The 24,487-nt window shown below is 53.5% G+C and carries 21 protein-coding genes and 1 riboswitch; of the genes, 12 read left to right on the forward strand and 9 right to left on the reverse strand.

Going from position 1 to position 24,487, the window contains the following annotated elements:
- The first annotated feature begins 13 nt into the window (after positions 1–13).
- Genes PLD04_09695 through PLD04_09705 form a run of 3 tightly spaced genes read left to right on the forward strand, consistent with a single transcriptional unit; the run spans position 14 to position 3,453 of the window.
- Positions 14–1,903, forward strand: coding sequence for an ATP-binding protein (locus PLD04_09695; protein HXK68604.1), 1,890 nt, complete (start codon positions 14–16; stop codon positions 1,901–1,903).
- Positions 1,878–2,270, forward strand: a complete 393-nt coding sequence (locus tag PLD04_09700) for a response regulator (protein HXK68605.1) — start codon at positions 1,878–1,880, stop codon at positions 2,268–2,270. The genes PLD04_09695 and PLD04_09700 overlap by 26 nt, the downstream gene beginning before the upstream one ends.
- Positions 2,257–3,453: an EAL domain-containing protein gene (locus PLD04_09705; protein HXK68606.1), complete on the forward strand. Its 1,197-nt coding sequence runs from the start codon at positions 2,257–2,259 to the stop codon at positions 3,451–3,453. Before PLD04_09700 ends, PLD04_09705 begins: the two co-directional genes overlap by 14 nt.
- Here PLD04_09705 and thiC read toward each other — a convergent pair.
- Positions 3,435–4,745, reverse strand: a complete 1,311-nt coding sequence (thiC, locus tag PLD04_09710; GenBank protein HXK68607.1) for a phosphomethylpyrimidine synthase ThiC — start codon at positions 4,743–4,745, stop codon at positions 3,435–3,437. The genes PLD04_09705 and thiC overlap by 19 nt on opposite strands.
- 24 nt (positions 4,746–4,769) lie before the next feature.
- Positions 4,770–4,882: riboswitch (TPP riboswitch) on the reverse strand.
- Positions 4,883–4,941: 59 nt separating this feature from the next.
- On the opposite strand from thiC, the gene PLD04_09715 reads away from it, so the two are divergent.
- The 5 genes from PLD04_09715 to PLD04_09735 all read left to right on the forward strand — a co-directional run bounded on the left by PLD04_09715 (position 4,942) and on the right by PLD04_09735 (position 12,215).
- Positions 4,942–5,901: a methyltransferase gene (locus PLD04_09715; protein ID HXK68608.1), complete on the forward strand. Its 960-nt coding sequence runs from the start codon at positions 4,942–4,944 to the stop codon at positions 5,899–5,901.
- Positions 5,902–6,254: 353 nt separating this feature from the next.
- Positions 6,255–7,034, forward strand: a complete 780-nt coding sequence (locus PLD04_09720) for a cyclic nucleotide-binding domain-containing protein (protein HXK68609.1) — start codon at positions 6,255–6,257, stop codon at positions 7,032–7,034.
- Positions 7,027–9,090 carry an ATP-dependent DNA helicase RecG gene (recG, locus tag PLD04_09725; protein ID HXK68610.1) on the forward strand — a complete coding sequence of 688 codons (2,064 nt, stop codon included), beginning with the start codon at positions 7,027–7,029 and terminating at the stop codon, positions 9,088–9,090. Before PLD04_09720 ends, recG begins: the two co-directional genes overlap by 8 nt.
- On the forward strand, positions 9,087–9,638 hold the full coding sequence (locus PLD04_09730) for a cob(I)yrinic acid a,c-diamide adenosyltransferase (protein HXK68611.1): 552 nt from the start codon (positions 9,087–9,089) through the stop codon (positions 9,636–9,638). Before recG ends, PLD04_09730 begins: the two co-directional genes overlap by 4 nt.
- Positions 9,639–9,713: 75 nt before the next feature.
- Positions 9,714–12,215, forward strand: a complete 2,502-nt coding sequence (locus PLD04_09735; protein ID HXK68612.1) for a serine/threonine-protein kinase — start codon at positions 9,714–9,716, stop codon at positions 12,213–12,215.
- Positions 12,216–12,269: 54 nt separating this feature from the next.
- Here the strand turns inward: PLD04_09735 and PLD04_09740 are convergent, their stop codons facing one another.
- From PLD04_09740 to PLD04_09760, 5 genes are all read right to left on the reverse strand, one after another.
- Positions 12,270–14,189: a hypothetical protein gene (locus PLD04_09740; GenBank protein ID HXK68613.1), complete on the reverse strand. Its 1,920-nt coding sequence runs from the start codon at positions 14,187–14,189 to the stop codon at positions 12,270–12,272.
- A 69-nt stretch (positions 14,190–14,258) separates the two neighbouring features.
- Positions 14,259–15,461 (reverse strand): ABC transporter permease, encoded by a 1,203-nt coding sequence (locus PLD04_09745; GenBank protein ID HXK68614.1) that lies wholly within the window; start codon positions 15,459–15,461, stop codon positions 14,259–14,261.
- 1 nt (position 15,462) lies between these two features.
- Complete coding sequence (locus PLD04_09750; protein ID HXK68615.1) at positions 15,463–16,662, reverse strand: ABC transporter permease; 1,200 nt, start codon at positions 16,660–16,662, stop codon at positions 15,463–15,465.
- A complete protein-coding gene (locus tag PLD04_09755; protein HXK68616.1) occupies positions 16,663–17,355 on the reverse strand; it encodes an ABC transporter ATP-binding protein in 693 nt (230 codons plus the stop codon).
- Complete coding sequence (locus tag PLD04_09760) at positions 17,352–18,494, reverse strand: efflux RND transporter periplasmic adaptor subunit (GenBank protein HXK68617.1); 1,143 nt, start codon at positions 18,492–18,494, stop codon at positions 17,352–17,354. The genes PLD04_09755 and PLD04_09760 overlap by 4 nt, the downstream gene beginning before the upstream one ends.
- A gap of 109 nt (positions 18,495–18,603) precedes the next feature.
- On the opposite strand from PLD04_09760, the gene PLD04_09765 reads away from it, so the two are divergent.
- From PLD04_09765 to PLD04_09780, 4 genes are all read left to right on the forward strand, one after another.
- Positions 18,604–19,599 carry a hypothetical protein gene (locus tag PLD04_09765; GenBank protein ID HXK68618.1) on the forward strand — a complete coding sequence of 332 codons (996 nt, stop codon included), beginning with the start codon at positions 18,604–18,606 and terminating at the stop codon, positions 19,597–19,599.
- Complete coding sequence (locus tag PLD04_09770) at positions 19,596–20,720, forward strand: threonine synthase (GenBank protein HXK68619.1); 1,125 nt, start codon at positions 19,596–19,598, stop codon at positions 20,718–20,720. The genes PLD04_09765 and PLD04_09770 overlap by 4 nt, the downstream gene beginning before the upstream one ends.
- Before the next feature lie 116 nt (positions 20,721–20,836).
- The gene (locus tag PLD04_09775) at positions 20,837–21,412 is read left to right on the forward strand and encodes a hypothetical protein (protein ID HXK68620.1); all 576 of its coding nucleotides are present in this window, start codon (positions 20,837–20,839) and stop codon (positions 21,410–21,412) included.
- A gap of 21 nt (positions 21,413–21,433) precedes the next feature.
- Complete coding sequence (locus PLD04_09780) at positions 21,434–22,093, forward strand: lysoplasmalogenase (GenBank protein HXK68621.1); 660 nt, start codon at positions 21,434–21,436, stop codon at positions 22,091–22,093.
- 87 nt (positions 22,094–22,180) lie between these two features.
- Here PLD04_09780 and PLD04_09785 read toward each other — a convergent pair whose 3' ends face one another.
- The 3 genes from PLD04_09785 to PLD04_09795 all read right to left on the reverse strand — a co-directional run bounded on the left by PLD04_09785 (position 22,181) and on the right by PLD04_09795 (position 24,376).
- The gene (locus PLD04_09785; protein ID HXK68622.1) at positions 22,181–23,227 is read right to left on the reverse strand and encodes a GSU2403 family nucleotidyltransferase fold protein; all 1,047 of its coding nucleotides are present in this window, start codon (positions 23,225–23,227) and stop codon (positions 22,181–22,183) included.
- 424 nt (positions 23,228–23,651) lie between these two features.
- Entirely contained in the window at positions 23,652–24,005 is a 354-nt protein-coding gene (locus PLD04_09790; GenBank protein ID HXK68623.1) for a hypothetical protein, read from the reverse strand.
- 56 nt (positions 24,006–24,061) lie between these two features.
- Entirely contained in the window at positions 24,062–24,376 is a 315-nt protein-coding gene (locus PLD04_09795; protein ID HXK68624.1) for a hypothetical protein, read from the reverse strand.
- Between the last annotated feature and the right edge of the window lie 111 nt (positions 24,377–24,487).

Genomic DNA, 24,487 nt, shown 5'->3' on the forward strand with positions numbered 1-24,487 from the left:
ACGGGTTCATACGATGGCCAGCATTAAGCGACATCTGACCTTCGGGTATAGCCTCCTTGCCATTCTTGTGGTCATCATCGGTACGGTCTTTACCGTCTCGACAAATCGAAGAACCGCGCGAAAGGATCTTCAGAACTCTGCCGAGGCCTTTGTCAGGCTCTCGGCTTCGAGACTCAACTCTATCTTTGACGTTTACTACGAGTCCGCCTACCAGATGTTTTTCGAACAGTGCCAGGATGTCCTCCACGAGAGCCGTGACATTTCAAGGGTCGAAATCATCAGCATGGACGGGACTATTCTATTTTCAACCCGGGCCTTTTCCGATCCCTCGTTCATTCCGGAACAGGCCCGTTTCGGTCACGTGGATCCAGGAGAACTCCGGGCCGTCCAGAGCCTGAATATGACATCGGAGGCCAACGACCATCTTGTTATCTACTTTCCCGTCATTGAGACCTGGGGACCCCACAGGCACACGCTTCGGTACACCTTTTCTCTGAAAAGACTTACTGCATCAACAACCTCGATGATTATTCAGGCGCTGATCATTGCGCTTCTTACCATCGTTCTGATCCTCATTTTCACTCAGCCTCTGGCGAAAAAAATAGTGAATCCGCTGCGGGATCTGGCCTTCCATGCCGACATGCTGGCCCAGGGAGCATCAACGAAACAAATTGAGATTCATCGGAACGACGAGATCGGTGATCTCATGCGTTCCTTTAACTCCATGGCCGAACAGATGACGGACCAGCTGGAAACCCTGCGGAAAACCAATCTTCAACTGGAAAACGCCAACCGGGAACTTAAGACTCTGGATCAGATGAAAAATGATTTAATCGCTTCCGTTTCTCATGAACTCCGGACTCCCCTGACAACGGCCAAGGGGTATGTCGAATATCTTCTTCATATAGCGCCGGAGGTTTTACCGCGAGAGGAGACCGAACGGAGTCTTTCGACGGTCCTCCGCAATATTAATCGATTGAGAGGCCTGATTGACGGACTCATCGATCTGTCTCTTCTTCAGCGAGAGAGCTTTTCCGTGGATATTCTCCCCTTTTCTCCCGAAGATGTGCTTTCTTCACTGAAGGAGACTTATCTGAACGCGGCTCATCCAAATGGAGTCAAAGTTCACTTTCATGACCATCTGCCCCCCGACTGTCAGATCAAGGGGGATCGGGACCGGGTGATTCAGGTCATGGAAAATCTAATAAACAATGCGATTAAATTCAACAAACCCAGGGGATTCGTCGATGTATTTGCAGAGCCTCTGGATGGAAGAATTCAGTTCCGGGTAAAAGATTCAGGAATCGGCATCCCCAAAGATTCCCTGCCGCGCCTGGGTACGAAGTTTTTCCAGGTGGACGCCTCATCCAGAAGAAAATACGGGGGATTGGGACTGGGTTTATCCATCGTTTCGTCCATTCTCCAATCCCATGGGGTCAGCCTGCAGGTAGACAGTGAGATCAACGAGGGATCTACCTTTTCTTTCTCGCTTCCCATGGTCAAAGATGAATCATTAAAAAAGGTGGGAAAGGTTCTCATCTATGAACCCAACAGGGACTTCGGTTCCATGGTGCAGGCGCGACTGGCGGAAATGGGTCTGCACTGTATTGTCGCGAGCAGTCTTGACTCGTTTACAGAAACTCTTTCCCGCGAGAGAGTTCACCTACTGATTGCCGACCCTGTCTCTGAAAATGAGGTGTGTGACGAGACTCTTCTTCTCCGTTTTCGCGATTCCGGGCATAAAATGACGCCATTCATCTTCGTCACATCCGTGGATCGTTCCCAGTTATCGGTTTCACCCCACACAGTTCTTCGAAAACCCGTCAGCCTCTCCCGGCTGACACGCACCGTTCAAACCGTTCTGGAGGAGGTAAGGGATGCCCCGGACGCTGCTGATCATTGACGATGAGCACGATCTATTGACCTTCCTGAAACAGGTATTTTCCTCGGAAGGATTCGAAGTCACCACCGCCCTGGATGGAGAGACGGGAATCACTGCGGCCAGGGAAATCCATCCATCTCTTATTCTGCTCGATATCATGCTGCCCGGCATGGACGGATGGGAAATTCTCCGCGTTCTGCGAAGTGACCGTGAGACCTCGGACATCCCCGTAGTCATGCTGACTGCCCGTACCGACCCGGAATCGAAATGGGAAGGATGGCAGGGGGGGGCCGTGGATTATGTCACTAAACCCTTTACGCTGACGGACATTATCCAGAGGGTCAAGGAGATTGTCGTTCAGACGGAGTCATTACGTGGAGAACGTTGAGAGCCTGAAATATTACAGCCTTCTCTTTGATATCACCACCGGGTTGCGCACGCTGCCTTTCCATCTGGAGCGTATTCGATCTCAAGTGGAACGATTTGGCCGTCTTCATGTGATCCACTTTATCCTTCCAGAAGGCCGGGATGTCGAGTCACGCATGGGATGGGAGGATTATGAAACTCACCTTGCACGGCTTTCCGAGCTGTTAACAAAACATTGCGATCTGCATAAGGACTACATCCTGACACTTAACGCCGTCGGCGGAGATGAATTTACGCTCTTCACACCGGACACCTGTGCGCCGGTTGATCTTATCCGTGAGCTTGAAGAGGCACTCTTCCCGCACGTCAAGGGAATTCTTCGTCCCCTCATGGGCCATGCGACATTTCAGAAAAAAAGCGGCGTACGATGGGAAAGAAACCTCTATTCAGCCCTGACGGAAGCCCGTGTCCAGGCACTTGCCAAGGTCAGGGAACACGAGCGGAGCCTCCATAGCTACGTGCATACGTTTATTCACAACTCCGATTTCAGTCTTCACTTTCAGCCCATTGTCAACCTTCTCGATCAGAATGTTCTGGGTCGCGAATGCCTTCTTCGTCTGGCACCCAATGCCCCCTTTACAACGACAGAACTTTTCTTCGCCTATACGGAGAAAACCACCCATATCACTACGATTGAGTCGATGATCTGGCGGCAGGCTCTGGAAACCTTTCCCTTTGAAGGAGACGAACTGCTTTTCTTCAATATCACACCGTTGACCCTGTTGACTTCTGACTGGCTGGAATCCGTCAAGAATCCGGATCGGATCGTTCTGGAAATTACGGAACGGGTAAAAATTCCAGACTGGACATCCTTCAGGACCAGAGTGACCCAGCTGCAAGAACTCGGGTTACGCATCGCTCTTGATGATGTTGGTTCAGGCTATGGTTCTCTTCAGGCGATTCTTGAGATCCAGCCTGAATTTATCAAAATTGATCATTCCCTCGTACGGGGCGTCGATACCCATCCGATCAAGCGGAATCTGATCGTATCTCTTCTTGAAACAGCCAGGGAGCTTCCGGCTGAGGTCATTGCCGAGAATATTGAGACCGAGAGCGAACTGGCCACCCTGATCCAGCTGGGAGTATCTCTGGGCCAGGGTTTCTGTCATTGTCTTACTCCCGAAAATCAATCGGAACTTTCCTGAGATCCCTCGTCATCGGAAAGATTTTTCACAAGATCCATCGGGCAGTACGGACCGCACATGGTGCAGGCCCGTGTTTCTGACTTTCTCTCCTGCCTCACCTCTTTCATGGTGTGAGGATCCATTGCAAGTTCAATCTGCCTGTCCCAATCCAGGTTAAACCGGGCCCGGCTCATGGCATGATCCCGTTCCATGGCACCGGGAAACCGACGCGCGACATCGGCGGCATGGGCGGCAACCCGAAAAGCCATGACTCCGGCATATACTTCTTCCGGAGAGGGAAGGGCCAGATGTTCAGCGGGGGTTACCGCACACAGATAATCGACCCCGATCCAGCCGGCAAGGGCACCTCCGATGGCACCGGTTATATGATCCCATCCGGCGGCAATATCGGTCACCAGAGGCCCCAGGACATAAAACGGAGCTCCATGGCACAGGCGCTTTTGTAAAATGACGTTGGTTTCGATCTGATCCAGGGGAACGTGACCGGGACCTTCCACCATGGATTGGACACCGGAATCGCGGCATCGAAGAACCAGATCCCCCAGCGTGTTCAGTTCATCCACCTGAAGGGTGTCGGTCGCATCGTGGAGCGATCCCGGTCGTAAGGCGTCTCCCAGGGAAATGGTCACATCGTGGGACCGACAGATGTCCAGGACGTCATCAAAGCGCTCAAAGAGAGGGTTTTCCCTTCTATGATGCAGCATCCAGGATGCCAGTAAGCCACCGCCCCGGGAAACAACCCCGGTCAAACGACCGGAGGATCGCAGATGTTCCACTCCGCGAAGGCGAATTCCAGCATGGATCGTCATGAAGTCCACTCCGTCCCGGGCCTGATTTTCGATGACTGAGAGAAGATCTTCGGCAACAAGGTCCAGAAATGATCCTTTCCGGGCTGCGATATCCGCTTCCGCCTGGTAGATGGGGACCGTTCCAAAGGGAACGGGACAGTCGTTGATCAACGTCCGACGGATTGCATTCAGATCTCCCCCGGTGGAAAGATCCATCACCGTGTCCGCCTTCGCTTTCAGGGAGGCTTCGAGCTTCGCCTTTTCCTGGGCCATCCGATAATCATCCTGCGATGTGCCCAGGTTCGCATTCACTTTGATTCGAGTTCCCTTTCCAATGGCCAGAGGAACCCCCCCCATCTTCACATGGGCGGGGTTGGCTAACACTACAATCGTTCCGTCGCCGACCCCTTTCAACAGAGCATCCCGGGAAATCGGCTCTGACTCGAGTATGGTTTCCATTTCAGGGGTGATAACCCCATTCCGTGCCTTGAGGAGTTGTGTCATGGGTACCTCCCACGCGAAGAAGGAGAGGTCAGTCACTTCTCTTCCTCCGCCGGTATGATCCGGATCAGGTTCAAAGGGTTCATCGACGGATCGTTCGACATCTCAGCCGGGCGCCCCCGGCACCCCCGCTCAAGAATCATGGTACTCCCCTATTTTCGCCTTGTCAAAACCTGAACATGAGCGGTACAATCGGTTTATGGAATTGTCGGGTTTGTTGTCTCATCTCTCCAGCTACTGGATCTCCAGAGCACTTCTGACCGCGGTGGAGCTCAATCTCTTTACCCATATTCAGCGGGGTTCCACCGATATATCGACTCTGGCGGATACGGCGGGAGTCAGCATCCGCGGGTTGCGGGCCCTCATTCCGGTATTAATCTCCATGGGCCTGATCGCGGAGGATCAAAAGGGGATGGTTCTGACACGACTCGGTGAGGCCCTGTCCGAAGACAATCCTCATCACCGCCTGGGCATCTTCTGGCATCACATCAACTTATGGAAAAAGTGGTCTGAATTGACGGCAACCGTGATCACGGGCAACCCCGTGGAAGAAGATCTTGACCTGGAAAGCTTCATTCTCGCCATGGCTCACGGAAAGACTGAATCTTTCGATGAGTACTTTGGTGACCTCTCCTTTGAAGGCGTCCATTCGATCCTCGATCTGGGCGGAGGTCCCGGGAGCTTCTCTCTGGCTTTTCTGACCGTAGCCGAAGAAGCCAGGGTCACCCTTTTCGATCTACCAGAAGTCATCGAGCTGGCCCGGCAGATCCTGCCTGCCGAAGTGATCGAATCCGGGCGCCTCCATCTTCTTCCGGGGGATGTCTGTCTCGACTCCATCGGGAAAGATTACGATCTGATCTGGGTATCCTCCATCATTCACTCCTTCGGGGAGGATGATGTCCGAATGATGATCGACAAGTGTGTTCATTCCCTGACCCGGGGCGGCAGGCTGGTCATTCGTGAATTTTTCCTGGATCCGGGAGGAAACGGCCCACTCTTTCCAGCACTTTTCTCTCTGAACATGCTGGTTAATACGCCCGAGGGTCGATCCTACACAACGGAGGAAATCCGATTGAGAATGGAGGAGCTGGGATTGAGGGAGATCCGGATGCTTGAGTCGACCGGAACATCACGAATGCTTGTGGGAATGAAGCCCTGACGCCCTCTTCACGTGAATCGACCCCCAGACAGGAAATACTTGCACTGCTGGAGGAAGGGTACTGGACATCAAGACAGCTTTCGGAGCACCTGGGTCTTTCCGAAAGGGAAATTCTGGATCATCTTCACCATGTGGAACGATCGGCAAACCGCACGCTTATGGTTGAACCCCCCAGATGCAAATCCTGCGGATTTCAATTCCGCCAGAGGGACCGTCTGACGCGTCCCTCCCGCTGCCCGCGTTGCAGGGGAGAAAGAATTGCACAACCCGTCTTCAGCCTTAAGCGGGAAGAGTGATACCCGGGCAGTCTAAAACACGTTGATGTCCCCCGGAAAACCTGATACACTAACTCTATGACAAAGGTCAAGGTGGTCACAGGATCAGACCGCAATTTTTACGAAAAACTCCTCGTCAAATTTCCAATCGGCGCAACCATTTTCCAGGAAGGTGAACTGGGTACAACGATGTACATTATCCAGCGCGGGAAGGTGGAGATACGAAAGAGTATCGGCGGAGCGGAGCAGATTCTGTCCATCCTGGAAAAGGGCGATTTTTTTGGAGAGATGTCGATCCTGGAAGGGGCGCCCCGCAGTGCTTCCGCCCATGCCGTGGATGAAGTTGAGGTTCTTGAAATCGATGAAGCCACCTTTGACCAGATGTTGCGCACCAACCAGGAAATCGCCGTTCGGATGCTGCGCAAATTGTCACGCAAATTACGACAGACCACAGAATTACTCGAACAACTGGCCGGACGCACACTCTCCATGGAGGCACCGAAGCCGACGCGCCCATCAGGCCCTGTGGACAGCCGGTATAAGCTCGTGTCGGAAGACGATCCCGAGATTATCTATCAGATCCAGCAGGAGGGAGATACGATTATTGGGAGGAAAGATCCGGTCACCGGAATCTTCCCCGATATCGATCTGGGTAAGCTGGATACCCATCGATCGGTGAGTCGCCGCCATGCCATAATCGTGATGAAGGACGGCAAACCATGCCTGAAGGAAGAAGTGGGCACGATGAACGGCACGTACCTGAACGGTGAGCAGATCACCAAGGGAGAACTGCACCCGATGAAGCCCGGCGACACGATCCAGATCGCAGCGGTAAAGTTACGCCTGGACGTTGCCTGAACCATCCAGAGGACTATTCACGGAAGTACGGTTTCTCCGGGGGGTTGGCCCCAGGAGAGCGGAAGAGTTATCCCGCAGGGGAATTCGCACCTGCTGGGATCTTCTCCGCCTTCTCCCCCTTCGTCTTGAAGATCGTTCCCGCCTGACGCCTATCGCGGGACTGGGGGAAGAAGGGGAAACGTATACCATTGCGGGACGGGTCCTTTCCATCCAGGGCCGTCCTGCCCGCCGCAGGTCCATGTACGTCGTCACCGCCCTTGTGAGCGACGATTCAGGGACCATTGGTATCGTATGGTTCAACCAGAAGTATGTGCTGGATAAAATTTCTCCGGGACATGAAGTTGTCTTCCACGGGAAACTGGCCTTTTCGCCCCAATTTCAGCTTGTGAATCCGGTCTGGGAGCCCATCGAGTCCGGTGGAGAACGCACGGGCCGGGTCGTCCCGGTCTATCCATCCATGGGTACGCTGAAAAGTCCTCAAATTCAGAAATGGGTTTCCCATGCCTTCCAGGTTTGTAAGGATGAAATCCAGGATCCATTGCCGGACTGGCTCCTGAGGGATCTGCACCTTCCAACTCTTTCCGAGGCCCTCAGCGTGATCCATGGCGATGGAGAAATCGATTCCTACTATTTCGGCAGAAACCGTTTAGCCTTTGATGAGCTGTTGAGCTTTCTCCTTGTGATGGATCAGCTTCGGGAGAAAATCAAGGATCTGGGTGGGGCCAGAACCTTTACCATCACGGATGAAACGAGAGAACACGCACGACGGATGCTGCCCTTCAAGCTCACCGCAGCGCAGGAAAGGGTTGTCAGGGAAATCGTTTCCGACCTCACCTGCGGAAGGAGAATGCACCGTCTGCTTCAGGGTGATGTAGGATCAGGGAAAACCATTATTGCGGTCCTGATTTCCTTAATCTCCATGGGAAACGGGTATCAGGTAGCCTTCATGGCTCCGACTTCCATCCTGGCGGAACAACATTTTCTTACCCTGTCGTCCCTCTTCCAGAACTCACCCTATTCGATTGCCCTGCTCACGGGTTCAACTCCAGGGAAAGAGCGAAAAAAAATTCTGGAAGATCTGAAGGATGGAACTCTTTTCTTTCTTGTCGGCACCCACGCCCTGATCGAAAACCCGGTTCAATTTCGCCAACTGGGACTGATTATCGTCGACGAACAGCATCGTTTTGGCGTGGAGCAACGCAGAGCCCTTGCAGAGAAGGCTGACGGCCCCCACTATCTTGTCATGACGGCTACCCCCATACCGCGGACTCTGGCACTGGCGCTGTACGGTGATCTGGATATTTCCACAATCGACGAGCTTCCACCCGGGAGGCGCCCCATCCAGACGCACCTGCGAAATGAATCGAGCCGTGAGAAAATTTATGATTTTATTCGGGAACGATGCAGGGAAGGGGAGCAGGCCTATATCGTCTTTCCCCTGATCGAGGAGAATGAAACCATCGACACACGATCCCTTGAAGTCCATGGAAAAGAACTTGTCGGGAAGATGGCCCCCCTGAACGTCGGGATTCTTCACGGCAGGATGGATGGAAGTACGAAGGCCGGGATCATGCGTGATTTCGCTTCCCATAAGATTAATATTCTTCTCTCCACAACGGTAATTGAGGTAGGAATTGACGTACGCGAAGCGACGATCATGGTAATCGAAAATGCAGAACGCTTCGGCCTTGCCCAGCTCCATCAGCTGAGAGGACGTGTGGGCCGGGGTTCCCGGCTCTCTCACTGCATACTGATTCACGGAGATCATCTCTCAGAAAAGGCTTCGGAAAGACTGGAGGCATTCGTCCAAACCACAAACGGATTCGACCTGGCGGAACTTGATCTCTCCTTCCGGGGTATGGGAGACCTGACCGGGTCCCGGCAGTGGGGCCTGCCCGGCTTCAAAATCGTGGATCTGAGAAGAGATATCGGTCTTCTGAGCCGCGCCTTTGATGGACTCAACCGCCTAAAGGCCAGGCAGACTGAGCATGAACTGAGGGAATTGAAAGAGACCCTTTCTCTGTTATGGTCTCAGGAAGAGGAGGTCATTGCATGAGTGGAAAATTTCAGGTCTACACGGGAGACGGAAAGGGAAAAACGACGGCAGCGATCGGGCTTGCCATCCGGGCCGCGGGAGCAGGCTTTCGCGTCGCCTTCCTCCAATTTGATAAGGGTCACGATCCCTCAAGGGAGGAACACTATGCAGAGCGGCGGATCCTCCGAATTACCCCGGGAATCGATCTCTTTCCTACGGGAAAAGAACGGATTAATCCCGATGGGACCTTTCGCTTCGGAGTTACCGGGGAGGACCGTGATGAAGCCCTCCGGGGCCTGCACGCTGCACGAACGATTATGGAATCGGGACAATACAAGGTCGTCATCCTGGATGATGTGATTGGTGGAATCTCTTACGGTCTTGTAATGCTGGATGAAATTTTGGAACTGGTCCATATCCATGCGGCCAACCCCGCCTTTGAACTTGTCATGACAGGGAGAAATGTGCCGAAGGAACTGGCGGACAGGGCCCATCTCGTATCGGAAATGAGAAAGGTCAAACACTACTTTGATGAAGGCTTACCGGCCCGGAGAGGGATTGAGTTTTAGGATAGTATCCCACATCGAATAAAGCAGTAAGTCTTTTTTTATTAGCATCTTAGTGATATTTCCCTGTGGTACAATATGGATCTGGACACGAAGACCTTTTCACCGGATTCTCCTCATCAGACCGATGCTCCCCTATCCTCTGGAGAGGTACTGCTAGACCGATTCAAAATCCTCTCCCGGGTAGGAAGCGGGGGCATGGCCACCGTGTACCACGCCTATGACCAGGTCCTCCAGAGTGATGTCGCCCTGAAGGTATTTCCCCGCGACAGCCTTTCCGAGCGAGCCATTGAACGGATTCGGAGAGAGGTCGAAGCCTCCCGGATGATCGCATCCCCCGCCCTGGTCCGTTACCATGATATCCATTTCGATTCCAACAGCATCATTCTATCCATGGAATTCCTGGAATACGGAACCCTGCAGAATCGACTGGACCGGGAGGGCCCGCTGAGCGAAACAGAGATTCGCCCGATCCTCTCCCAGCTTCTCCCCGCCCTTTCCAGCCTGCATGAAGCGGGAATCGTGCACCGGGACATCAAACCTGCCAACATCTTTTTAACGAAAGACGGATCGATCAAGCTGGGGGACTTCGGAATCGTTCACCTTTCCATGGAAGAGGGAGTGACACAGACGGGGGAAACCCTGGGAACCCCGACCCACATGGCACCCGAACAGTTCGCAGGAGAACAGATCGGCCCTCCCTGCGATTACTATGCACTTGGGATTACCATCTACCATCTGCTCACAGCCAATCCTCCGGTGACAGGCACCTACGGCTCCATCGCCTCGGCCCACCTCGAACATCGGATTCCCTCCCTTCCCCAACCGCTGGCATCTTTTTCTCTTCGTCGGCTCCTTCGCGGTCTTCTCCAGCGCAATCCCGAGCAGCGGCTGGGAAAGAAGGCCATCCAACGCTACCTGCTGGGCCATGGTCCCCGCCTGCTTCCCCAGGAAAAGGCCCTTCTTCGTTACGGGTTTTATCTTCTGGCCCTGACCGCCCTGTCGATTCTGATTTACCAAAACTATTTCTCCCCAAAGCTTACGGACGTAGCCGCGGAGGGAAGGACAATCCGCGGGTATGCCCACAACCGCCTGTTATGGACCCGCACCCTGCCCTTTCCCGTTCTGGGCTGTACGCTGGCAGACCATGACGGGGACAAAGATCCGGAAATCTTTCCCACCTATCACATTTCGCACCTGCTGGGCGAAAACCGTCCCTCCTACTGGGTCCTTGGGTCGGATGGATCCGATCTGTTCCCACTGCAGATCGACATCCGCTGGATCAGTTCCTACTTCAGCCTGTTCCCTAGAAACTATATCGTGGAACCTCTGATCGTCCGGAGCTCGGACGGTCATGAACCGGATATCTTCATCCGTATCCGGCACCTCGATTACTACCCCTGTGCTCTCTACTACCTGCCGGCAGGATCTTCCCACGCAGAGACCCTGTCCATTCATTCCGGTGTCATCTACGATATCGCCCGGCTGGGAAATCGGTTCGTCCTATATGGATTCAGCAATCGCCTGCTTCACAACGCCTTTGTCGCCGTGACCGACCCCGTGACAGATCGGGAAACACCCTTACTCTCTGTCGTGGATGATGTCAACCACTACACGTTTAAACATATCCGGTCCTACCATCTGATCGGAAACGCTCCGAATTTATTCAGACTCAAGCGCGACCGCGACAGGCTCCTTGTGCAGCTCGATCAGAATCGAACCGTCACCATCCTTCCCGATGGGAGCCTTGATGGAATGAAACCTGACGCAGACACGGAAACTTTGAATTTTCTCTATGCCTACCAGGCTATTCAGGAGATCTATCGTCAGCGCAAATTTGACAAGGTCGAGCAGCTTTCAACCGAGGAATCAAGGAGAGCGGCCGCCCTGGAACTGGAAGGCTATGCCGCTCTATTTGACTCCCTCTCGGCCGAAGCACTCTTTTCCATGAACCGGAGAGAAACAGCCATCCAGCGCTGCCTTACCTCCGCTTCCCAATTTCCCGACTACAGCAATGATCTCTATGTCAGGGCAGGTCTCTTTGCCTATATGGCAGGGGATTATGCCGCCGCTCGAAAGATCTGGGAGGACTCCTCCTACCTTATCAATAAGAGCCGCAGGGAAGAGATTCAATCGTTCTCTCTGTACGCTCTCATGCTTCAGGGGCAGGTCGGCGAGGCGATGACTATTCTGGACAACCTCATCCCCAACGTGCCGCGGGACAACATCTGGCAGCAGTACCGCCATTATCAGAAGGGATGGGGGCTTCTACTTTCAGGCCGGGACCGGGAAGCTATGGATTTTCTGCGCCCCGTTCTCCGTCAACCCGACCTCTACCACCACGCCATCGCCTTCTTTCTGGCGGCCTACCGTTCAGGTTCTCTTGACCCGAAGCTGGCAGCATCCTTTCAAAAATCGGCCGGTTGTAAGAATATCGAACTGGATCTGATCTCTGCATTGACCCGCGGAAATCCGGATGAGACCAGGCAGATCCTGGAAGAAATCCGGGAAAATCAGACCCAGGACCCGGATAACGCCATTCTCTATCCCCTCATCATGAAGGTACTTTCGTTTCAGTAGCCTGTTGTATCTGCATTCTTTGATTCGGCAACTTCTATCCGGTCGGGGAAAGGGCTAAGATTGCGTCAGATCGGCAGAGCTTTTTCGTTCGGCGGCGGTTTTGGGATCGTTAATCCCCTGTGCGATCCAGTCTCTGGCTTCCCGGGGAGTAAAGCCCTCCCGGGCCCAGCCTGCGGCGATATCCGGCAGGGTAAATCCCGCCCGGATCCACGGGTGAGCCGAAGATGCGTTGAATCTCATCTGAATCCAGGGAGTGGCTTCAGCGGGAGTGTATCCCCGGAGCTTCCAGCCGCCTGCGGCACCGGGTTCGACGACTCCGGCCTCCAGCCAGTCCACCGCGCTCCCGGGATCAAGTTCATAGGCGGACCAGTACAGAGCCTGCTGGGGATTGAAGCCCGCTTTCTGCCAGAGATCCGCCGTCATGGCATCCATACCTAATGCCTCGTATGAAATTTCCAGACCCCGATATCGAAGAAGCATAATGTCCATGTCCGCTACCTGGGATTTGAATATTCCAGGAAGGAATAATGTCTCCTGTCGAACTTCTTCCGCGAAGGATGCCGTCACCGCAGCCGACTGCTTCATGGTGTCAAAGAGAACGCTGGCCCGGCCCACATCCTGCTGACAGTAAAGAAGGTGCTGACGCCATCGGTCGGCCACATCGGGACGATTAAACTGATCCCCATAGCTGACCAGGTTCTTGATGAAGTGGTCTCTGCCATAGGCATACCTGCCCATGGAAGCGATCAGAATCTTCAACCCCTCCTCGTCCTGCTGAAGATTTCCGTGAAGAATTCTGCGGACTTTTGGCGCAAGCGCAGTCAGCTCCTTTTTCAGTTTTCGATAATACTCCAGGGCTTCCTGCGCTTCCGGCGATACCTCCTGTGCCTTTCCGTGGAAAAAGAGGGGCGTCCCGGCCCACATTTCCTTCGCCCATGCTCCCGTTCGATCCAGAATGGTCTTTGTCTCCTCAAAAGCATCCGGCTGGTACTCCCTGGATCCGAGCTGACCAAGAATATTCAGGGCCACGAACCTGCCCTGATAGCCGGCATAGAGCAGATTAAGGATCCCGTGCGTATCATTCAGATCATCCGTGACTTCAACCTGCGTCTTTTCCGCGGGCTGAGTCGGTTCCTCGGATGGTACAGCCTCCCGCTCCGGAATGGTGATCCCCATCGACCGGGCCACATCTTCCAGATCCGAACGCATATAGGCATGCTCATCCCGAAAGGCGGGGTTGACCACAAGCCAGGAGACCTGTCGATCCAGGATCTCCTTCAGGAAGCGATCGGTGGGAATTCGCGCCACATCAAACTTTGGGTCTCTGCCTCGAAAGTAATCCCGTCCCGCAGAGGCACTTCCATCATAGTTGAATGTGAAGGCAAGCCTCTGATTCTGATTATTCTGGATCATGATGTCCGTGTCATAGGTAAGGACAAACTGGGCCTCTTTGGAAAAATACTCTTCATATTCAATATAGCCCAGCGTCCTCGCGATCCCCTTTCGATCCAGGTTAAGGGCATGGTCACTGCCGCGATCGATCACGCACCCTCCATAGTCCCTGGAGAGGAACTCCCAGAGACCCTGACGCCAGCTTTTGGAAAGGAAAGGTATGGCGTCCTCGCTCTGTATTACTCCTGTATCGATCGCGAAGGAGCGGGCCAGGGTATCATTGGTAAAGGCAAAGGGAATGAAATGGCCCTCGGCGGTTGTCATTCCTGAGCAGGGTGGATCCCCCACATCCTGCCATTTCACATGGACTTCCGATTCAGGGAGTTCTCCCCGGGCCACCTTTTCCTCTCTCTCTTTTCGAGCAGATTCCATCCGCTGCATATGGTCCGCAAAATCGGCGGGAGAAATGACGAGGGTTAATTTCTGGTCGCGCAGGGCTTCCCCCAGCTCCTTGAAGGTTGCCTCCCCCTGTGCCGCACGCCGAAGAATCGGGGAGAGATCCGAGGATTCATCCTGAGTCATCGTTCACCTCCATAGCAGTCGTTAGAAAAAGGTACAGCTTGCCCTGCATATACTCCGCGATGCATCCAATTATTCAGCCCGCAGCGCCTCAACCGGATCCAGCCTGGAGGCTCGCCGGGCGGGAAGAAACCCACTGAACATTCCCACAAGCAGGCTCATCAACAGGGCTGCAATTACGGCTTCCGGCGGAGTCTTCAGAGGAATTCCGGGCACAAGACCCCGGATGAGAGCCTGAACAACAAACCCGAGCCCAAGTCCGATGACACCACCGAAGATGGAGAGGATCACCGCCTCAAGAAGAAAGATGCCCTGGATACCCCGGGGCGAGACACCCAGTGCCCGAAGGAGACCGATTTCACCGGTCCGCTCCTGCACGGAAATCCACATGATCGTTAAAATTCCGACGGCTCCCACCAGAAGGGAGATTGCGGCAATGGCACTGACAGCGACGGTAATAATAGAAATAATTTTCCCAAAGGTGTCCAGCATCTGATTCTGTGTCGTGATCGTAAAATCCTCCTCACCCCGGTGACGTTCCTTGAGGAGAGCCCGGACCCCTTCTGCGACGGGATCGACAAGGCCTACGGTGCTGGCAACCACATCGATTTCCTGAAGTTCGGGAAGATTAAAGAGAGCCAGGGAGGTGGCGACGGGAATATACGCCGCGTCATCCAGATCGAATCCAAGAAGCTGTCCCTTGGGCTCCATGACGCCCACAACGAGAAGGCTTCTTCCCCCCATGCGGACTCGTTTTCCAAGAGGGCTCTCTTCCCCGAAAATTTCATGGGCCAGCTTGGGTCCCAGGACCGTGAAGGCTCCCTGGCGATGGGGATCGATCGCCGGAAGAAACATCCCCTGGGCCACGCTGAACTGCCAGGCTTCCAGGGCTTCATGGCCCACACCGTAGATATAGACACTCCGGCCCTTACCCTCCGCTTCAACCCGGGCCTGTCCCATGGCCACCGGTGTGAGCACCCGGACTCCGGGAATGTGGCGGAGGGATTCGGCGTCATCGATGGTGAGGAACTGTGTCGTACCTCCGAAAATACCGGGGATTCCAACGGTTTTCACATTCCCTGGATTAATGGCAATGATGCTCGTCCCGAACTGGGTGAACTGGGACACGATGTAGTCACGGGTACCCTCTCCCAGAGAGGTCAACAATATCACGGCAAAGACACCGATTGCGATTCCCAGTGCGGAAAGGCCGGATCTCAACCTGTGCCCTCTCAGGGCACCAATGACATAGCGGGAAAGTTCCAGGATATCCACCCTACCTCCTGGCCAGTGCCGTAACCGGTTCCAGGCGGCTGGCCCGTACGGCCGGCCATGCCCCGAAAATTACTCCGACCCCGATGGAGAGAAGGAGCGCGGAAAGAACGCCCCAGATCGGCGGGTTCGCAGGAAAACCGGGATAGAAAGCCATAAAGATCCGTATCCCTGCAATACCGGCCCCCAGGCCCAGCAATCCTCCCAGAAGGGAGAGCATGACGGCATCCAGGAGAAAGACTCCCATGATCTGCCGGCGGAATGCCCCCAGGGCCTTAAGGAGACCAATCTCCGTTCTCCGTTCTGTCACAGAAATCAACATCACATTCATGATCCCGATCCCCGCCACCCCGAGAGAGATGGAGGCAATGGCAACCAGGGCGAGGGTCAGGGCGTTGAGGATCGATGAAAAGGCCGTCAGGACCGCGTCCTGGGTAATCACCGTGATGTCTTCGACCCGATGGCGATCCTTCATCAGCTTCAATACGTCCTTTTTCGCCGCGGCCATCTCGCCCGCCGACCGCACTTCCAGAAGGACACGGAAGAGGGTGGTACGGTTGAAAATCTGCATGGCCGTGCGCACCGGTACGATAACCACGTCATCCATATCGAATCCAAGTGACCGCCCCTTGGGGGCCAGTACACCCACAACCCTGAATCTCCATGTGCCGATCCGTACGATTTTTCCCAGAGGACTTTCGGGTCCGAACACTTCGTGGGCCACCTTGGTACCAAGGACGACTTCCGTCCCTCCCTGATCGGGATCTCCCGGAGAGAGAAACCGTCCGGACTGTATTTCCAGGCGCCGGATCGGCAGAAGTTCGCTTGTAGAACCCAGGATGGGGACCGATCGTGCCCGCGAACCGTATCGAACCTTTTCGGTGGCAACACAAACCGGAGCTCCGCTTCGTACAAGCGGCAGCCGGGTTCGCATCGTGACATAGTCATCGATGGTAAGGTCGTGGGTGGTGCCCCCGTAGGGTGCGGCGCCCGATGTCTCCACCTTACCGGGTAAGACGATCAGCAGGTTGCTCCCAAGGCTCATGAATTCCTGCGTTACATAACGCCGAGCACCCTCCCCCAGCCCCGTAAGAACGATCACCGCTGCGACACCCACTCCCATTCCGAGCAGGGTCAAGGCTGTACGTAATCGATGGCTTGTGATGGAGGAAAGGGAAAACCGGAATCCGTCGAAGAAAAACATTCAGTTCCCTCCCGTCCTCCCGGGATCGGCTCCATTGACCAGGGATCCATCTTTCATGCGCAGGATTCGCGATGCACGTTCGGCAATCCCCGAATCGTGGGTGACAACGATCAGTGTCATGCCCCGCCGGTTCATCGATTCGAGGAGTTCCATGATTTCTCCTGCGGAGTGGCTGTCCAGGTTCCCCGTCGGTTCATCCGCGAGGATCAGGGAAGGTTCCATGACCACAGCCCTGGCAATGGCAACCCGCTGACGTTCTCCCCCGGACAGCTGCTCGGATTTGTGGTGGAGACGATGGGATAAACCCACGGAAACTAAGGCTTTTGATGCCCGGTCCCTGCGCTCGGACCTTGGAATTCCGGCAAAGAGCATGGGCAGTTCGACGTTTCCCAGCGCGGTAAGGCGGGGCAAAAGGTGGAAAAACTGGAAGACAAACCCAATCTCATGCCTTCGTATCTGAGATCGTTCATCCTCCGAAAGGCCTCCGACCTCTTTTTCCCGAAAGAAATAGTTCCCGCTGGACGGGCGATCCAGACAGCCGATGATATGGAGAAGGGTCGATTTTCCCGACCCGGAAGGGCCGATAAGAGAAACATGCTCTCCCTGCTCAACGGAAAGTGTGACATCCTTTACCGCGTGAACATCTTCATCGCCGACGGTAAAGGTTCTCCAGAGATGGTCGAGATGAATCACGAAGATGGAGAGACGGTTACCCGGGCACCGGCCTTGATCGAGGTGCTGTCACGAGCTTCGACGACGCGGTCTCCCTGTTTCAGCCCGTCGATGACTTCGGTTTCCTGCCAGTTGGAAAGGCCGGTTTTGATCTTTTGTTCCCTGAGCCGATCCCCTTCGATCACGAGAACAACGTTGTCATCCGAGATTGCAGAGGTGGGAATCCGGAGCACGTCTTCCTTTCGATTCAATATGATTTCGACATCGGCAGAGGTGCCGGGAAGGATGTCGGCATTGGAAGCGTCATCAAATTCCGCTTCCACCTCTACGGTGCGATTCTGTTCCAGCTGATCCAGGACATAGGGGGCCACACGGACCACCGTACCCATAAACTTCTGTCCGCGCCGCGAATCCACCGTGAGATACGCCTTCTGTCCCACGGAAACGCGCTCGGAGTCCATCTCGTCAATCGGTGCACTGATGTAGACGGAAGAGGCATCCAGCAGATCGATCACGGCAGGAATGGGAACGCCGGGAGGAGATGGAGTGATCCACTCCCCGACTTCCGTGGAAAGATCGGCAATCACACCGTCAAAGGGTGCTCGTATTTCAGTCTGGTCGAGATAGGTCTGGGACAACTTTACTCGTGCTTCAGCCTGGGATATGGCTGCCGTGGCAGCGTCGCAGGCGGCCTTTGTGCGGTCCCGTTCCGTAGACAGAACATCCAGCTGCTGTTCCGTGGAAATGCCATCCTGTGCCAGGGATCGTCCCCTCTCCCATTCCTTGAATGCCAGATTGGCAGCCAGACACGCCTCCGTCTGCTGTGCCCGGGTCAATACCACATCCTCCTTTGCCAGGGCCAGCTCCGCCCGCTGAACCGAGTCGTCCAGTCTCAGCAGTAGTTCTCCTTTATGGACCGATTGGCCCTTCCGGAAGGGAATGGAGATTACCCGGCCTCCGATCTGTGGACTCAGGCTTGCTCGGGTTCTTACCTTCACTGTACCCGCCCTTGTATTGGTCACGGTCTCTTCGACGGTACCCAATTCGGCGGTCACCGCCCGGACCGGGATCTCCTTCGGGGCAAAAAAGAGGAGCTTCGCGCCATAGAGGATTCCGATACCAATGAGGACCCAGACAGCCCTCAGGATCCAACGTTTCATAACCTTCTCTCCAGCATGTTTTTTCCACTATACCATGATCCGTGGATCATTTCCGTGCCCGCTTGCGGGAATGGGGGTGTTTGTGTATCGTGGATGGGGAGGTATATCCATGACCCTCACTCGTCTCTGCCGCCTTTTCGGATCGCTTCTCCTGATTATCGGTTCCCTTTCCTGTTCGACGCTCTCCTCGCTCAACGGGCCCTACCCCGATCCGAACACTCCGGGAACGGTACCCCTGATCTTTGGAGCCGGTGTCCTTTCTACCGGTATGAACGAACGGGATTTCACCCTCTCACCCGACGGAAGAGAACTGTACTACACGATCATGCTCCCCGACCGGCACGGCGTTATCATGAAAATGGAGCGGATAAAACAGACCTGGCAAAAACCTGCCGTGGCAGCCTTTTCAGGAACATACAGCGATATTGAACCCTCGTTCTCCCCGGATGGGAACCGGTTGTACTTTGCCTCGAACCGACCCCTTCCCGGGGAAGAATCCCCTGCGGATTACAACATCTGGTACATGGATCGTGACGATTCCGACTGGTCCGCACCACGCCCGATGGGACCACCCGTTCAGGGAGAGGGCAATGAATTTTATCCATCGGTAACCCGTGATGGACTTCTCTGTGTCACGGCGGAATATGATTCGACGATTGGCGGAGAAGATATCTTTTTCTTCCATCTGGAGGGGGATAAAATTTCAGGCCCCCATAACCCCGGTACCGCTATTAACGGCGAGGGGCCTGAGTTTAACGCGGCCGTATCTCCTGATGGCTCCTTCGTTCTCTTTTCGTCGTACGGGCGAAAAGACGGCCTGGGAGGCGGAGATCTTTACGTATCGTTCCGCGGGGAAGACGGAATCTGGCGAGAAGCCATTCATTTTGATCCCCCGATCAATTCCACTTCTCTCGATTACTGCCCCTCCCTTACACCCGACGGAAAGTACCTGGTCTTTACAAGCCAGCGAAAAGCACCGGGGCCGAAATCCCCTCGAATCTCAGCCCTGTCCGATGTTACCGGTATCTACAGCCAGGCCGGAAACGGTCTGGGAGACCTCTACTGGGTTTCGAAGGCCGCGATCGATCAGAGGAACTCCCCTTGAATCCAGATCCGCTCTCTTCCATGACGGTTATCTGTTCCCGGTGCGGCCGGGAGGGATCCCTGGCTTCTGTCTCCTGGAAGTGTACATGCGGCGGTTGTGTCAACCTCTCGATACCGCTCTCTCAAGCCTCATTTTCGGTCGATCCGTCCTTGCCCGGGTTGTGGCGGTACAGGGAATTGCTGCCTCCCATTCCGGATGAGTGCATGGTCTCCCTTGGAGAGGGGTTTTCTCCCCTCGTGCCGGCTCATCTTGGGGGCTTCGATCTCCTGGTCAAGTGCGACCATCTCTTTCCATCGGGATCCTTTAAGGATCGCGGGACTTCCGTAATGATCAGCGCGGCGAAATCCCTTGACATACGGGAAATTTTGGAAGATTCCAGCGGCAACGCGGGGGCCTCGGTGTCCTTCTATGCCGCACGGGCCGGGATCCGATGCACGATTGTCGTTCCCGCCTCGGCTTCTTCGACGAAAAAAGCCCAGATCACAGCTTCGGGAGCAACTCTGATCGAAGTGGACGGAGACCGGGCGAAAGCGGCCCGTAGGGCAGAGGAAATGGCTTCCGGGATCTACTATGCCAGTCATGTATACAACCCCTTCTTTCTCGAAGGAACCAGGACAGCGGCCTATGAACTTGTCGAACAGCTCAACGGAATTGCTCCGGACCGAATCGTCCTTCCCGTGGGAAACGGCACACTGCTTCTTGGGCTTTATCACGGTTTCACCGGCCTGCTCCGGCAGGGCATCGTATCCCGGATTCCTGAACTCTTTGCGGTTCAGTGGGAGGGGTGCGCACCTCTTTACAAGTCCTGTAACCACTTCCTTTCTTTTGCATCCTCAGATAGTCTTTCCAAATCCCTGGCGGATGGGATCCTGATCCAGAAACCGCCGAGACTCGCAGAAATGGTCCAGGCCATCAAGGACTCCAAGGGACATGTGATCACCGTGACCAACCGGGAGATTGAAGAAGCCTGGAGGATCCTCGGTAAGGCCGGCTTCTATGTCGAACCGACCGCTTCGGTTGCTTTTGCGGCCATCCGGGCCATGCCTGAAGAATTCCACTCAAGAGATAAAAACGTTCTTTTCCTTACCGGTCATGGTTTGAAAACAGGAATTCTCACCTGAATATAAAATATCAAGACAAAGTCGTACTTGCCCTTCGGAAAATTTGCCATACAGTCTATTTAGGACTATAGTTTAGGTATCGATGGCCACAGCAAATCCAGGTAAGGATGGGTCCTATGGCAGGTAATTCGGACAGAACACTCCCCGTAAAAGGAATGGGCGTAAAATCAATGGTCAAGTTCGCGAGAGAGATCGGTGGTGAGGAAGGCTTCACCCGGCTAATGGACCATTTGTCTGAAGACAACAGAGCCCTGCTGTCGGGAACGATCCTATCCACAGATCGATTCAGTGAAAAGACCAACCAGGCCCTGATCAACGGCATCGTTACCGTCCTGCTGGAAGGAGATCCCGAACGAGCCGTGGAAATCGGAAAATCCCTCATCGACGACGGCCTGAATATCGCGTACAAGATGTTTTTCAAGTTCGGAAATCCGGGATGGATTATTTCCAAGGGCTCCCTGCTCTGGAAGATGTACCACGAAGTCGGAAGCCTGGAAGTCTTCGATGTGGAGACGAAGAGCTGCCGTGCCCGCCTATCCTTTCCCTACCTGGACATTGCCTTTTGCCGTGTCATCGTGGGCTGTATTCTCCGGGCCCTGGAACTGTCCGGTGCAAAACGAGTCCTCGTCGACCACGAAGCATGCGTAGCCAAGGGGCATGATATCTGCGTCTACCATGTCCGCTGGCTCTGACTAACAATTCTTCTTCGATCCATGAATAAGTTACGAGTTCTGACTCTTGCGGCTCTTTTCTCAGGGGCTATTCATATCCTCTCCGCTTCCTCCGGGCCTGAAGCTGTGTTCTATGTAACCAAACCGCTTACCATCCTACTGATCCTCGCGATCGCCCTGGGCGGGCGTAAAACCGGGATCTCCGGATATCGCCTGTGGATTGGACTTGGACTCTGTCTATCCCTCCTGGGGGATATCTTCCTCATGCTCCCGCAGGACCTTTTTCTTCCCGGACTTGTTGCCTTTCTCCTCGCCCATATTGCCTATATCGCCGCATTTCGAAGCGGACGGAGGTTCAAAGTGAAACTCCTTTCTCTTCTTCCCTTCCTCCTGTTCTCCACAGCCGTCTTTCTCTACCTGTCCCCCGTTCTGAAAGAGATGAAGCTCCCCGTTCTTGTCTATGTAGCCGTCATCACCACAATGGGCTGGCAGGCCCTGGATCGATACCTGGAGAGCAAGACAGGCCCGGCCCTGTACGCTTTGCTGGGGGCAATCCTTTTTTCACTTTCCGACACGATCCTGGCCCTGGACCGGTTTCATGGAAGCCTCAAGCTGGCAACGCTTCTGATCATGTCGACGTATTACCTGGCGCAGTGGCTCCTCGCCCTCTCCGCAAGGCTGGAGGAGAGCCATGAAGGATAAGAAATTACCCTGTGTAGTTTATCTCAATGAATCATGTATCAGGTCACGGATTCATCATAAAACCGGGGAAACTGGATACAATTATATTTAAAGCAGGTTCATGACCCTATCGTGTAGTTCGGGATTGTCTTTCTTTAGAAGCCGCATACCTTTCTGCAGGCAACTCTTCCACTTCTGGCCCCTTGAAACAAGGTCTTCATTCGCCAGGGGCAGGTCTCCTGGACGATCCTCCGCAAGGAAGGCCAGCAGTTGTGATGCCTGATGCAGATCCTTCTCACTCTTTGCAGCCATAGTCACATCTCGTTTTGCGGCTACGATGAGCTTATGCAGGGCGAATCTGGCTGGATCTGGGACATTGACCAGAATCCCGTCCCCGTCAATAATGGCACCTCGAATGGAATGATCGAGGAGATACTGGAGGAAGGGAACAGGCTGAGCGGCGGCTCGAAAGCGGCGAATGACTACGGGATCGTGCTCATTCCGTTTCCAGGCAGGCGTGACCAGGTCAACACGAAGGGCTTCCCCGCGGACTTTGAACGAGGTGGAAGGATCTTTAGAATTCAAGGAAGGGACAGGGAAAAACCCCATATTCAAACGCTCCAGGGCTCCTGGAAGATCTGCGTCTACCCTCTCTGTCCCCACGACCATGGCGCGGTCCCCTGCAATATCGATATCCTCTGTTCGAAGCGATCCACCTCTCCACCGCACTCCAAGGATGTTTCCCAGCACCAGAAACGCCTGCGTGCCCACCAGGACGGCATCAAGGGAGAAAAGGCCGGCGTCCGCGAGGGAAGATAGGACCCGTGCATGGTGATGACCGGTGGTGAGGCACCCCCCGGCTCTGAGCTGAGCGCAAAGCCGTTGAATCTGACGCAGTTCCGGGGTGTGCAGATCCCTCTCTTTTTCAAAACGTGCCACCAGGGCAGCGAGGGAGTTATCTTCGGGTCCGAGATAGATCTGGCGTTTCGTACCGCCGGGTTCAGAGTGCTGGAAGTAGAGGTAGGTTCGCCCCTTGATGATCTTCCGCACAAAGGTGCCGGGGACACTGCCCAATGATCTCCCGGCTTCCAGGGCTGTCAGCTGATCCATCAGTTCTGCATAAAGCGTGCGGGTTTCCAGGGGTAATCTTTCCATTCGGTCTCCAGTTATACGCAGAGTATCACATTTCTGCGTATAACTCAAGAAGGAGGATTGAATAGAAAAAAATTCCGTCAGTTCAAAAGTGCATCCAATGCCCCCAAGAATGGACTGCAGCTGGATTTCACCAATCCCGCTTTTCTTCAATCTTATTTGCTGATTCAACATTCGACTTCCGACCCCGATTTCACCCTCATTTTTATTAGAAATAAAGATATAAGTTCTGACCCCCCTGTCTTTCATTTTAGTCATTAGTGTTAACAGGCCCTAGAAAGATACTCGAATGAGAAGAACACTTATGGTAATAAGGAAGTTTCGGGGATTTCTTTGACAGTATATCCTTCAAGAGGATTACCACCTTATTAAAATGGTAAGAAAATATTGTGCGCCATATAAAAAGAACAGAATATAGAATTATATATTATTCAAGATTATTTATTAATTTTATTGGTACAATTACTTTACCATCCACGCCATACAAGTCGAAAATAAAATATTCATCAGTAATATTAATATTTGGGTTATAGTCTTCTGCTTTTCCAAGCCCCACAAGATATAATGGATTTTGGCGTTGAATAAGGAAGTCACCTAATTTATATATTCTATTATAGGAACCAAAGTGAATTCTGTATGCTGTTGTCCCATTTACATCTATAACATATGGCACTAATTTAGTACCGTAAATAAATAAAAACTCGTTACCATTATGCTCAACAAAAAATATTGGAAGGTCTATCTTTTTTCCATCAACATCCATTACGGCATTTGTGCTCAAGTGTTTCCAGATTTTCCAACTATATGGGCGAAAATATAGTATGGATATAATTGCTATCAGTGTAATAATGCAATATGAAATAACTTTAATCCATTTCTTGGCGTATATCTCCTAATAATCGGGTCTTCGTCACCCTTTAATCCTAATGTGGTAAAATATGTAGTATTAGCTTTCACTTTATCTATACCAGCATAAATAACGATATAATTACCAACATAGATTGCAGTATGTCCATGATCGTTTCTGTCTCTGGATCTCCAAGCCCATATATCACCAATTTCCCTGCCGATTCTTACTTGAGGTAAGTGGGGTATCTTAACCGTAGGGTTCCCTAGATCATTTGCAATGTAAGGATTCAGTTTACCTAACAATTTACGAATTACTCCTCCTACTAATGAAAATGTTTATCTGGGGACACAATACCTAATTCTCCTGTTTCAGCTTCTTTCTTCCCGGTTTTTGGGGCTTCAAGATCCGATCCA

This window comes from Thermoanaerobaculia bacterium, assembly GCA_035593605.1.
Classification (GTDB): domain Bacteria; phylum Acidobacteriota; class Thermoanaerobaculia; order UBA2201; family DAOSWS01; genus DAOSWS01.

Bases quoted from the DNA above. Each gene is read 5' to 3' on its own strand.
- PLD04_09695 (HXK68604.1), top strand. From the start codon at position 14: ATGGCCAGCATTAAGCGACATCTGACCTTCGGGTATAGCCTCCTTGCC.
- PLD04_09700 (HXK68605.1), top strand. From the start codon at position 1,878: ATGCCCCGGACGCTGCTGATCATTGACGATGAGCACGATCTATTGACC.
- thiC (HXK68607.1), bottom strand. From the start codon at position 4,745: ATGACACAACTCCTCAAGGCACGGAATGGGGTTATCACCCCTGAAATG.
- PLD04_09715 (HXK68608.1), top strand. From the start codon at position 4,942: ATGGAATTGTCGGGTTTGTTGTCTCATCTCTCCAGCTACTGGATCTCC.
- PLD04_09720 (HXK68609.1), top strand. From the start codon at position 6,255: ATGACAAAGGTCAAGGTGGTCACAGGATCAGACCGCAATTTTTACGAA.
- PLD04_09730 (HXK68611.1), top strand. From the start codon at position 9,087: ATGAGTGGAAAATTTCAGGTCTACACGGGAGACGGAAAGGGAAAAACG.
- PLD04_09735 (HXK68612.1), top strand. From the start codon at position 9,714: ATGGATCTGGACACGAAGACCTTTTCACCGGATTCTCCTCATCAGACC.
- PLD04_09740 (HXK68613.1), bottom strand. From the start codon at position 14,189: ATGACTCAGGATGAATCCTCGGATCTCTCCCCGATTCTTCGGCGTGCG.
- PLD04_09750 (HXK68615.1), bottom strand. From the start codon at position 16,662: ATGTTTTTCTTCGACGGATTCCGGTTTTCCCTTTCCTCCATCACAAGC.
- PLD04_09760 (HXK68617.1), bottom strand. From the start codon at position 18,494: ATGAAACGTTGGATCCTGAGGGCTGTCTGGGTCCTCATTGGTATCGGA.
- PLD04_09765 (HXK68618.1), top strand. From the start codon at position 18,604: ATGACCCTCACTCGTCTCTGCCGCCTTTTCGGATCGCTTCTCCTGATT.
- PLD04_09775 (HXK68620.1), top strand. From the start codon at position 20,837: ATGGCAGGTAATTCGGACAGAACACTCCCCGTAAAAGGAATGGGCGTA.
- PLD04_09780 (HXK68621.1), top strand. From the start codon at position 21,434: ATGAATAAGTTACGAGTTCTGACTCTTGCGGCTCTTTTCTCAGGGGCT.
- PLD04_09785 (HXK68622.1), bottom strand. From the start codon at position 23,227: ATGGAAAGATTACCCCTGGAAACCCGCACGCTTTATGCAGAACTGATG.